The 10,246-nt window shown below is 68.0% G+C and carries 11 protein-coding genes; 3 read left to right on the forward strand and 8 right to left on the reverse strand.

Annotated features, from left to right (window positions below):
- Positions 1–200: 200 nt before the first annotated feature.
- The 3 genes from DEI97_RS17635 (at position 201) to DEI97_RS17645 (ending at position 3,158) form a co-directional block, all read left to right on the forward strand.
- On the forward strand, positions 201–1,502 hold the full coding sequence (locus DEI97_RS17635; RefSeq protein ID WP_111075306.1) for an aminotransferase-like domain-containing protein: 1,302 nt from the start codon (positions 201–203) through the stop codon (positions 1,500–1,502).
- A 46-nt stretch (positions 1,503–1,548) separates the two neighbouring features.
- Entirely contained in the window at positions 1,549–2,511 is a 963-nt protein-coding gene (locus DEI97_RS17640) for a D-alanine--D-alanine ligase family protein (protein ID WP_111075307.1), read from the forward strand.
- Positions 2,512–2,648: 137 nt separating this feature from the next.
- Entirely contained in the window at positions 2,649–3,158 is a 510-nt protein-coding gene (locus DEI97_RS17645) for an RES family NAD+ phosphorylase (protein WP_258376728.1), read from the forward strand.
- A 1,553-nt stretch (positions 3,159–4,711) separates the two neighbouring features.
- Here DEI97_RS17645 and DEI97_RS17650 read toward each other — a convergent pair.
- From DEI97_RS17650 to rpmH, 8 genes are all read right to left on the reverse strand, one after another.
- Complete coding sequence (locus tag DEI97_RS17650) at positions 4,712–5,689, reverse strand: ParB/RepB/Spo0J family partition protein (RefSeq protein WP_111075309.1); 978 nt, start codon at positions 5,687–5,689, stop codon at positions 4,712–4,714.
- Positions 5,689–6,621, reverse strand: a complete 933-nt coding sequence (locus DEI97_RS17655) for a ParA family protein (RefSeq protein WP_111043627.1) — start codon at positions 6,619–6,621, stop codon at positions 5,689–5,691. The genes DEI97_RS17650 and DEI97_RS17655 overlap by 1 nt, the downstream gene beginning before the upstream one ends.
- Positions 6,622–6,716: 95 nt before the next feature.
- Positions 6,717–7,379, reverse strand: coding sequence for a 16S rRNA (guanine(527)-N(7))-methyltransferase RsmG (rsmG, locus tag DEI97_RS17660; protein WP_111075310.1), 663 nt, complete (start codon positions 7,377–7,379; stop codon positions 6,717–6,719).
- Positions 7,376–7,927: a Jag family protein gene (locus tag DEI97_RS17665; protein WP_111075311.1), complete on the reverse strand. Its 552-nt coding sequence runs from the start codon at positions 7,925–7,927 to the stop codon at positions 7,376–7,378. Before DEI97_RS17665 ends, rsmG begins: the two co-directional genes overlap by 4 nt.
- The gene (yidC, locus tag DEI97_RS17670; RefSeq protein WP_111075403.1) at positions 7,924–8,898 is read right to left on the reverse strand and encodes a membrane protein insertase YidC; all 975 of its coding nucleotides are present in this window, start codon (positions 8,896–8,898) and stop codon (positions 7,924–7,926) included. The genes DEI97_RS17665 and yidC overlap by 4 nt, the downstream gene beginning before the upstream one ends.
- A gap of 8 nt (positions 8,899–8,906) precedes the next feature.
- Entirely contained in the window at positions 8,907–9,272 is a 366-nt protein-coding gene (gene yidD / locus DEI97_RS17675) for a membrane protein insertion efficiency factor YidD (protein WP_111075312.1), read from the reverse strand.
- Positions 9,269–9,619, reverse strand: coding sequence for a ribonuclease P protein component (gene rnpA, locus DEI97_RS17680; protein ID WP_111075313.1), 351 nt, complete (start codon positions 9,617–9,619; stop codon positions 9,269–9,271). The genes yidD and rnpA overlap by 4 nt, the downstream gene beginning before the upstream one ends.
- Positions 9,620–9,637: 18 nt before the next feature.
- Positions 9,638–9,775 carry a 50S ribosomal protein L34 gene (gene rpmH / locus DEI97_RS17685; RefSeq protein ID WP_043595303.1) on the reverse strand — a complete coding sequence of 46 codons (138 nt, stop codon included), beginning with the start codon at positions 9,773–9,775 and terminating at the stop codon, positions 9,638–9,640.
- Between the last annotated feature and the right edge of the window lie 471 nt (positions 9,776–10,246).

Genomic DNA, 10,246 nt, shown 5'->3' on the forward strand with positions numbered 1-10,246 from the left:
GACGCCCCGCCCTCCATTCCATCGGAGGGCGGGGCGTCCGTCTGTCTGGAGGCCCGCCCACCGTCCGCCGCCCTGCTGACGCTGGATGGGCCTCCAGGCCGGCAACAGGCCACGGATCGCCGATCGGCCTGTGACGCGGAACGACGGATGCCCGGCTGCATGTCGTACTGTGGCGAGAACGACCGAGTGGAGGAAACTCGATGACGAACGGCAACAGTCTCGACCCCTGGTACGACTCCTACGCCCAGCGCACCGCCGGGCTGAGCGCCTCCGAGGTCCGAGCTCTGTTCGCCGTCGCGTCGAGGCCCGAGGTGGTCTCCCTCGCCGGCGGCATGCCCTTCGTCTCCGCGCTGCCGCGTGAGCTCGTCACCGGCTCACTCGACCGTGTGATGGCCGAGGACGCGGCGATGGCGCTGCAGTACGGCGGCGGACAGGGCCTGCGCTCCCTGCGCGAGCACATCGTCAACGTCATGTCCCTCGAGGGCATCCGTGCCAGCGCCGAGGACGTCGTGGTGACCACCGGGTCACAGCACGCCCTGGACCTCGTCACGCGCCTGTTCATCGACCCGGGCGACGTCGTCCTGGCCGAGTCCCCCTCGTACGTCGGCGCCATCGGTGTGTTCCGCTCGTACCAGGCTGAGACGGTCCACGTGGCGACCGACGAGCTCGGTCTGGTCCCGGAGGCCCTGCGCGAGACGATCGCCCGTCTGCGGGCCGCTGGCAAGCGGATGAAGTTCCTGTACACGATCCCGAACTTCCACAACCCCGCCGGCGTCACGATGAGCCGGGAGCGCCGCATCGAGGTGCTCGACATCTGCCGCTCGAACAACATCCTGGTGCTCGAGGACAACCCCTACGGGCTGCTCTGGTTCGACGAGCCCGCGCCGCAGGCAATCCGCTCGATCGACGACGAGGGTGTGGTCTACCTCGGCTCGTTCTCGAAGACCCTCGCGCCCGGGTTCCGCGTCGGGTGGGCGCTCGCGCCGCACGCCATCCGCGAGAAGCTCGTGCTCGCCAACGAGTCCGCCGTCCTCGCCCCGAACTCGTTCGGGCAGTACGTCGTGAACGCGTACCTCGATGCCGCGGACTGGAAGGGTCAGGTCGACACATTCCGCGGCATCTACGCCGAGCGCCGCGACGCCATGCTCTCGGCACTGGGGGAGTTCCTGCCGGACCTCAGCTGGACGGTCCCGAACGGAGGGTTCTTCATCTGGCTCACCTTGCCGGAGTCGCTCGACTCGAAGGGCATGCTGCCCCGGGCCGTCAAGGAGCTCGTCGCCTACACCCCTGGCACCGCTTTCTTCGCCGACGGCCGCGGCGCCGGAAACATTCGACTGTCGTTCTGCTACCCCACGCCGGAGCAGATCCGCGTCGGCGTGAAGCGGTTGGCCTCGGTGGTCAACGACGAGCTCGAACTGGTCGAGACCTTCGGTTCCGCCAGCCGGTCGAGCACCTCGGTGAGCACGTCGTCGGTCAGCTCACCCCAGCCGAACATGCCCTGATCAGGCTTTTCCCATCGCTCCACCCCATCCGCAGAGGATCCCGCCCATGGCTGAGTTCGCCCGCCGTCACGTCGTCGTCGTCGCCGGGGGGATCTCCCACGAACGGGACATCTCGCTGCGCTCCGGTCGTCGAGTCGCGGACTCGTTGAACGGGTACGGATGGCAGGTCGACCTCCGCGACGCAGATGCTTCCCTGCTGCCCGCTCTGGCAGCGGACCGACCGGACGTCGTCTGGCCGGCACTGCACGGTGCCTCCGGTGAAGACGGCGCGCTCCGCGGCATCCTGGAGGCACTCGACATCCCGTACGTCGGCTCACGCTCGACGTCGGCTCGCCTGGCATGGGACAAGCCCACAGCCTCTGCGCTCGTGTCCCGCGCAGGCGTCCGGACGCCGCGCTCGATCACGCTGTCGCACGACGTCTTCCGCGAACTCGGTGCCGTCGGCGTCCTGCAGGCCATCGCCTCCGAGCACCCGGTACCGCTCGCGGTGAAGCCAGCACGCGGAGGCAGCGCACAGGGCGTCACCCTCGTCGAGAACGTCGAAGACCTGCCGCGCGCGATGGTCGCGGCCTACACGTACTGCGAGGACGCGGTCGTCGAGCAGCTGATCCGCGGGACCGAGATCGCGGTCGGCATCATCGACACCGGGGACGGCCCGCTGGCGTTGTCGCCGGTGGAGATCGTGCCGCGGAACGGCTTCTACGGTTACGAAGCGCGGTACAACGCGGGGGAGACGACGTTCTTCACCCCCGCACGGCTGAGCCCGGAGCAGTCGCAGGCTGCCTCCGCCGCTGCGATCCTGGCGCACCGTGCTCTCGGGCTGCGCCACGTCTCTCGCGTGGACATCATCATCGACGGCGCAGGGACGCCGTGGTTCCTCGAGGCGAACGTGCTGCCTGGGCTCACCGAGACATCGCTCGTGCCGCAGGCGCTCTCGGCGTCGGGCTTCGACCTCGGGTGGACCTACGCCGAGCTCGCGGAGCAGGCCATCCGGGACCACTCGGCCTGAGGTCGGTAGCCAGTCGGGTCCCTCTCCTTCCAGACGGTGATGCGCTCCTGGTTGACTCCGTGGATTGTTCCACGTGGAACATCGTCGCTGGATCGCTGCCCTGCGCTGGACGGGCCTCCCGGTGGCATCCTGAGCGTGTGGCAGACCCCGAATGGACCTTGACGACGACGATCCGGGGCTCATTCTTCAGAGCCGTCAACCCTGCCTTCCGCGAGCTCGCCCTCGCCGGATCACGTTCAGCCGGCCGCTACTCGCCGGCACACGAGCCCACGCTTTACTTGAGTTCGTCGATCGCCGGGGTCAACGCTGCGATGCTCGCGCACCGAGGGGCGCGAGCAGAGCGGCTCGACGTCGTCACGGTGGAGGTCGAGGCGCACGGGATCATCGATCTGCGCGACACCGAGGTACTGCGAGCGATCGGCATCGACCTCGCTGACGTGGTCGCTCCGTGGCAGGACGACGTCGCTGCCGGTCGGTCTCCGCGTTCGTGGGCAGTGCGGGACCGCGCTCTCGAGGTCGGCGCCGCGGGTCTCATCGATCCGTCTCGACGGGCCCCGGGCAAGTGGCATCTCGTGCTGTTCCGGTGGAACGACAGTGACGCGCCGACAGTGCGGCTGCCTGAAACCGACGCGGTCAAATCTCGATGATGCCGCGAGGGCTGCGCGCGCACCCACCAGATCCGAGAGTTCGGGTAGCGATGCAGCGCGGCCCGGCGCCGGTACCTGTCGCCTGATCGTCGCGCTGCCGCTCCAGCACCTGGACACGCAGACGCAACCACTCAGCGAATAGTCCGCTCGGGAACTCGGCATCTCGAGGACTGAGGGCCAGGGAGCTCGTCGACTGGGGGACCGGGGAACTCGGAGACTCGGGCCACCGGGCGATCGAACGACCGGGCAACCGGGGAAACGGGGCCTCGGATGATCGGGCAACCGGGGGACCGGACGAACGGGCAATCCGGAGGAACGAGCAACGGGGGAAACGGGGCCGCGGACGACCGGGCAACCGGGGAAACGGCGAACCGGAGGAACGGGCAACCGGGTACTCGGGCTGCCGGGCGTTGGGTTAGTCGGGCAATCGGCGCTCAGGGCGCCGGGCTCAGGGCTCAGGGCTCAGGCCTCAGGGCTCAGCGCTCAGCGCTCAGCGCTCAGCGCTCTCGTACACGGGCAACCGGCCCGGTCACGCGGGACCGACGCCATGCGGGTAGGCCTGCCCGCGGGCACGCGGGCACGCGGCCACGGGGCCACCGGGCCACGGGCCTAGCTGGAACGAGGGCACGCGGGATCGCGGCCCTTCAGCGAGCACGGCACTGAGGGACGCTGTTGATTGATCCCGCGAGCCCCTGGGCATTCGGTCACTCTGCCGCCGGACCACGAGCCCACGAATGCCCAAGCACCCGAGCCCACGAATGCCCAAGTAGCCGACCGCACCAGCGCACCAGCGCAGGATCCCAACCTCCCGTCATGAACCGTCACCGCCACTTGCGCACCGCTGCATCATCACCGGACAGCCGGTAGCCGATAGGCAAGATCACGCGAACGTTCTCCCTCAGGACGGCACCGCGGGAGGTGACGGATCCCTTGTGGTTTCACGTGGAACATCGTCAAGCAGACTCGGCAACGCGGAGAAACCTAAAGGCGGTCAAGCCACGGAGGACCCTGACGATGCGAGCTTCCTGGCACGGTCCGCCGCGACAGAACCTCCCCTCACCGAAGGGATGGCCCCACCACCAAACCTGTCCGCCCAAGACCCGGCAAGCACCAACGTGGCACGGTGGAAGACAGTTCTCTTCCTACGGTGAGCGCGCCCGACCGGGGTGCGACCGCTACCTCCGGGGTTCGAGTCGATGTTCCACGTGGAACATCGCGAACTGTCCGTCCGTGCACCGATGCTCCGGGAAGCAAATCAGCGACGCTGCCGAGGGCAGAGCTGCAAGGAGAAAAACCGGGCCACCGGTTGCAGCCCGCCGAACGCCGAAGGCTTACGAGCATGGCGATTCGGACGCCCTACTGCCGAGACAGCGCCGGGCCTTCAGTCCTCGGACCGGAGGCGAGCCAATGGACCCCGCCTAGACGGCCGAGAGGGACCCAGGAAGCGCTTCTGATGCCCCCAGAGGCCCCCGGGACCGACAGGGTGGCGTCAGTGCCCACCTGCGCGATCTCGAGCGCTCAGACGGGCGCACAGCGCTCGTGCCGAACGAGTCTCAGCCAGCGACGTCCTGGATGCCGAGTTCCCCGAGGATCCGGGACAGATCGTCGGGGTTGGCGAAGTCGATGGTGACCGAACCCTTGCGGGCACCGACCGCGATCTTAACCCGGGTGTTCAACCGATCCCCAAGGCGTTCGGCCATGTCGTTGAAGTGGACCTGGCGCTTCGACGGAGCCGCCGGAGTCTTGGCGGGCGTCTTCGTGGAGAGCTGTTGCGCGATCGCTTCGGCAGCGCGAACGGAGAGGTCTTCGTTGACGATCTTCTCCGCCAGGTACTCCATCGCCTCGGCGTCCGGGGCCGCGAGGATCGCGCGAGCATGCCCTGCAGAGAGGACACCCGCGGCGACGCGACGCTGAACGGGGGAGGGCAGCCGAAGCAGCCGGATGGTGTTCGTGATCTGCGGACGCGACCGACCGATCCGCTGCCCGAGCTGCTCCTGCGTGATACCGAAGTCGGCGAGGAGCTGCTGGTACGCCGACGCCTCTTCCAGCGGGTTCAGCTGGGCGCGGTGCAGGTTCTCCAGGAGCGCGTCCCGGAGCATCGCGTCGTCAGGCGTCTCCTTCACGATCGCCGGGATCGTCGCGAGCCCGAGTTCCTTCGTGGCGCGGAGTCGTCGCTCACCCATGATGAGCTCGTACTGCGGCGCAGTCCCGGCAGCACCAGCGATGGGTCGCACCACGATCGGCTGCAGCAGACCGATCTCACGGATGGAGTGCACGAGCTCCTGCAGCTCTTCCTCGCGGAACTCCTTCCGCGGCTGCTGGGCGTTCGGCACGATGTCGAGCGGGTTGAGGTTCGCCAGCCGTGCACCCGGAACGGCCAGCAGCTCTTCTGCCGTGCCGCCACCGGTCGCCTCCGACGCCGAGGTCCCACCCGACGGGAAGAAGACGTCGACGGGCCGCTCCTGCTGCTCGTTCGTGGTGGGGATCAGCGCGCCGATGCCACGCCCGAGTCCGGTCCGCTTGGGTGCCATCAGGCCTTTGCTCCTCGTTCTGCGATCTCGGCCGCGGCCTCCAGGTAGGAGAGCGAGCCGGTGGAGTTGACGTCGTACGACACCACACTCTGCCCGTAGCTGGGCGCTTCACTGACCCGGACCGACCTCGGGATCATCGCCTGCAGCACCTGGTCGCCGAAGTGGGTCCGAACCTCGTTGGCGACCTGGTTCGCCAGGTTCGTCCGCCCGTCGTACATGGTCAGCAGGATCGTCGACACGGCCAGGTGCGGGTTGAGGTGCCGCTCGATGAGCTCGATGTTCCGCAGCAGCTGGCTGAGACCCTCGAGCGCGTAGTACTCGCACTGGATCGGGATGAGGACTTCCTTGGCCGCGACGAAGGCGTTGATCGTCAGCAGGCCGAGGGACGGCGGGCAGTCGATGAAGACGTAGTGGAACGGTTCGTCGACGGAAGCGAGGTACTCGTCCAGCGCGGTGCGGAGACGCTGCTCGCGCGCCACGAGCGACACCAGCTCGATCTCGGCGCCTGCCAGGTGGATGGTCGCCGGCACGCACCAGAGCGTCTCGGATTCGGGGGACCGCTGCACGGTGTCCGCCATCGGGGCCTCGTCGACGATCACGTCGTAGATGCTGGCGACCTCCGCCTGGTGGTCGATGCCGAGTGCAGTGGACGCATTGCCCTGCGGATCGAGGTCGATCACCAGCACGCGCGCCCCACCATGCGCCAGGGCAGCGGCGAGGTTCACGGTGGTGGTGGTCTTGCCGACGCCACCCTTCTGGTTCGACACCGTGAAGACACGGGTCTTCTCCGGCAGCGGGAACTGCTGCGTCGCGATCGCGCGCCGGCGTCGATTGAGGTCGGCGATCTCGCGCGCGAGGGGTGTCGACGCGTCGTAGTCAGTGGACGAACTCAACGAGTGCCTCTTCCCCGGTCTGTGTTTCACGTGGAACATCGGGCGGTCGGCACGGCCGTCGCCCCTCGACGCGCTCCGTTGTGCAGCCGTGGGAACACGCTACGACGGAACCCGATCAGACCGGATCGGTGGCGTCAGTCAACTGTAGCCCGGAAGACGCGCGTGGTCTCCTCGACCACTCCGACTCCGAGCTCGAGGACCTCGACGTCTTCCAGACGGTTGCGGAGGATCACCTTGCGGGCCGCGGTGACCTCGTCGTCGACGCGCGCACCCTTCATGAGGATGAGCTGTCCACCGGAGCGCACGAGCGGCACCGTCAGCGGGATGAGCTTCGAGAGCGCACTCACCGCACGTGCCGTCACCTGGTCCAGCACGAGAGCGTCCGCCGCGTCCTCCGCACGGGCCCGCACGACGGTGACGTTCTCGAGCTCGAGGCGGTCCGCCTCGGCACGGAGCCAGTCCGTCCGACGTTCCATCGGCTCGATCAGCGTCACGGAGACGTCCGGTCGTGCGATCGCCAAGACCAGGCCCGGCAGGCCAGCTCCCGACCCGACGTCACCGACAGAAGCCCCGGCGTGGAGCAGTGGCGCCACGAGCGCAGAATTGAGGATGTGTCGGGTCCACAACCGCGGGAGCTCGAGTGGGCCGATCAGCCCGAGCTCCTCCCCGCGGCGGGCGAGCTCGTTGGCGAACGACCGGGCACCGTCGATCTGGTCACCGAAGAGCGACGCGGCGACGGCCGGCTCGGCCTCCAGGACAGGAGGCTCCGAACCGGCCGTGACGTGGGCGTCCGTCATCGCGTGATGACGGTGTGACGGTCGCGACCCTCACCCTCGGACTCCGAGTGGAAGCCCTTCTCGGCGACCAGGTCGTGCACGAGCTTGCGCTCGTAGGACGACATCGGGGGCAGTGCTGCCGTCGTCGAACCGGCTTCGATGCGTTCGACGGCGGTGTCGACCAGCCGCTGCAGTTCCGTCGCACGGGCGTCGCGGGATCCACCGATGTCCAGGATGAGTCGGCTGAACTCTCCGGTCTCGGCCTGCACCGCGATGCGAGTCAGCTCCTGGAGGGCCGTGACCGTGTCCGGCTTCGCGAGCACGCGCAGGGCGGCTCCGTCGTCCGTGACGGTCAGGTACACACGTCCGGCGCGCTCCTCGATCTCGATGTCTCCGTCGAGGTCGCAGATGTCGAGCAGCTCTTCGATGTAATCGGCAGCGATGTCCGCTTCGTCGCGGCTCTCGTCGTCACCGTCCACGTCATCGCCGTCGACAGTCGCGTCGGTGGGGGCGAGGTGCTGCTCGTCGTCCGTCGTGTCGACGACCGCAGCGGTGTCCTGCTCGCTCACTTGGTCTTCCCGTTCTTCTTGGCGCGCGACTTGCCGACCGGCTGCTGGCGCTGGTTGTTCACACGTGCTTCGACCTCGGCCATGGAGGCACCGGTCCCGGCCTCGGTGAGGACACCGGTCGTCGCGGGGGTTCCGCGGCGCTGGGCCTTCTTGGCGAGACGGACCTCACGGGCGAGGGCTGCCTCGGAACCCGGCGTCGGCATGCTGCGGATGACGAAGTACTGCTGCGCCATCGTCCAGAGGTTGGAGGCCAGCCAGTAGAACATGACGCCGAGGGGGAACGACAGACCCGAGATCACGAAGACCAGGGGAAGCACGTACAGCATCATCTTCTGCTGGCGGTACATCGGAGACTCCTTGGTCTCCGGCGACATGTTCTTGGCGACGAGCTGCAGCTGGGTGATGAACTGCGAGGCGGTCATCACGACGATCATGATGCCCGCGATGATGCGGACTTCCCAGCCGGACGCGTTCGTGAACGTCTCGTGCAGGGGGGCTCCGAAGAGCGATGCGTTGCCGAACGACTTGGCGAGGTCGCCGGTGAGCAGGCCGATGCCCGTCTTGTTGATCTGCGCCTCGTGCAGCACCGAGTACAGCGAGAAGAAGATCGGCATCTGGATGAGCAGCGGCAGGCAGGAGCTCAGCGGGTTCGTCCCGGTCTCCTTGTACAGCGCCATGGTCTCGCGGGACATGGCCTCGCGCGAGAACTGGTCCTTCTTGCCCTTGTACTTGTCCTGGATCTTCTTCAGCTGGGGCGCGACCTCGAGCATCCGTCGCTGCGACTTGATCTGTCGCACGAAGATGGGGATCAGCGCGGCCCGGACCACGAAGGTCAGGAAGATGATCGACAGCACCCACGTGATGCCCGCAGAGGGGTCCATCCCGAGGTTCTCGAAGACCCAGTGGAAGCCGACCAGGATCGCGGACACCACCCATTTGAGTGGCCAGAGGATCGTACCGATGAGGTCCATGGGGACGGTCACGCCTTTCGAGTGCGCTGGGGGAGCAGCACCGGACGGACCGTGCCGGCCGAGTTCTGCTGTTGCTGCGGGATCGGCGCGAGGACGAACCCGAACCGACTGACGGTGAAGGAGCGGCGACGTTCCCTGACGTCGTCGATCCCGCCGGCTGCCCACGGGTTGCACCGAGCGATGCGCCAAGCGCCCATCGCCGATCCGCGGACCGCGCCGTACTGCTGGATCGCCTCGAGCGCGTAGCGCGAGCACGAGGGGTGGTACCGACAGACGTTGCCGTAGAGCGGTGAGATCACCGCACGGTAGGCCCGGAGCACCACGACGCACGCGTTGCGTGGGAGCAACGCGACGACCCAGAGGAACCGGTTCATGCTGCCTTCTCCACACCGCGCGCGAAGGAGCGCGTGATGTCTTCGAGCAGGGTAGGCCATGCGGCCTGCGCGGCGGCTGGCAGTGCACGCACCACCACGTCGTACCCGAGCGGCGCGCTCGGGAGGACCCCGTGCGCGATCGCCTTCAGACGGCGACGCACGAGGTTGCGCGTCACCGCGTTCCCGACGGTCTTCGCCACGATGAACCCGAACCTGGTGGGACCAGGATCGTCATCGAGGCGACGGACCACCGACACGACGGCGTGTGCCGTGGCGCTTCTGCGACCACGACGCACGACCATCCGGTAGTCGTCGCCTCGGACGATGCGGTTGGCTCGGGCCAACACGACGAGGACCCCCGCGGATCAGGCGGAGAGCTCGGTGCGCCCCTTGCCGCGGCGTGCGGCGAGGATGGCGCGGCCGGCGCGGGTGCGCATGCGGGCACGGAAACCGTGCTTCTTGGCGCGGCGGCGGTTGTTCGGCTGGAAGGTGCGCTTGCTCATGATGATCTCCACACGGCTGCTCGCGGCGAGCCGTCACGTATGCGTTGGTTGACACGGAAGGCGCGACCGAACGGCCGCAGTCAACTGGACAACGGTACGTGACGAGGGCTGCCAGGTCAAACACCCCTGGACCCGCGCGGCCGTGGTGTCCACGGCCTCCCGATTCTCCACACTGGGGAGAACTTCCGTTGGGTACCACGCGCTCCGGTCCTTTACAGTTGTGTCACCGCACCGCCGGAAGCCCGGTAGTACGGGGGAGTACCCCCTCGACCACCGTCCGCGCGGCCGTGGAGCAGACTGTGGACAACCCTGTGGGAAGCTCGACGGGGAACGGCGCCCAGAACACCGTGCCGATCGCCTCCGGCCATCCAGGAGGCGCGGGTCGGCCCCGGCGTGGCTCGTACCGAACCCGGACCTTCTGCGCCCGCAGAGTGACGCACCCGAGCAGTGAGACCAGGAGACGAGCACGCC

Source organism: Curtobacterium sp. MCLR17_032 (assembly GCF_003234795.2).
Classification (GTDB): Bacteria; Actinomycetota; Actinomycetes; order Actinomycetales; family Microbacteriaceae; genus Curtobacterium.

Bases quoted from the DNA above. Each gene is read 5' to 3' on its own strand.
- DEI97_RS17650 (WP_111075309.1), bottom strand. From the start codon at position 5,689: ATGGCACCCAAGCGGACCGGACTCGGGCGTGGCATCGGCGCGCTGATC.
- DEI97_RS17655 (WP_111043627.1), bottom strand. From the start codon at position 6,621: ATGTTCCACGTGAAACACAGACCGGGGAAGAGGCACTCGTTGAGTTCG.
- rpmH (WP_043595303.1), bottom strand. From the start codon at position 9,775: ATGAGCAAGCGCACCTTCCAGCCGAACAACCGCCGCCGCGCCAAGAAG.
- rsmG (WP_111075310.1), bottom strand. From the start codon at position 7,379: ATGACGGACGCCCACGTCACGGCCGGTTCGGAGCCTCCTGTCCTGGAG.
- DEI97_RS17640 (WP_111075307.1), top strand. From the start codon at position 1,549: ATGGCTGAGTTCGCCCGCCGTCACGTCGTCGTCGTCGCCGGGGGGATC.
- yidC (WP_111075403.1), bottom strand. From the start codon at position 8,898: ATGGACCTCATCGGTACGATCCTCTGGCCACTCAAATGGGTGGTGTCC.
- yidD (WP_111075312.1), bottom strand. From the start codon at position 9,272: ATGAACCGGTTCCTCTGGGTCGTCGCGTTGCTCCCACGCAACGCGTGC.
- DEI97_RS17635 (WP_111075306.1), top strand. From the start codon at position 201: ATGACGAACGGCAACAGTCTCGACCCCTGGTACGACTCCTACGCCCAG.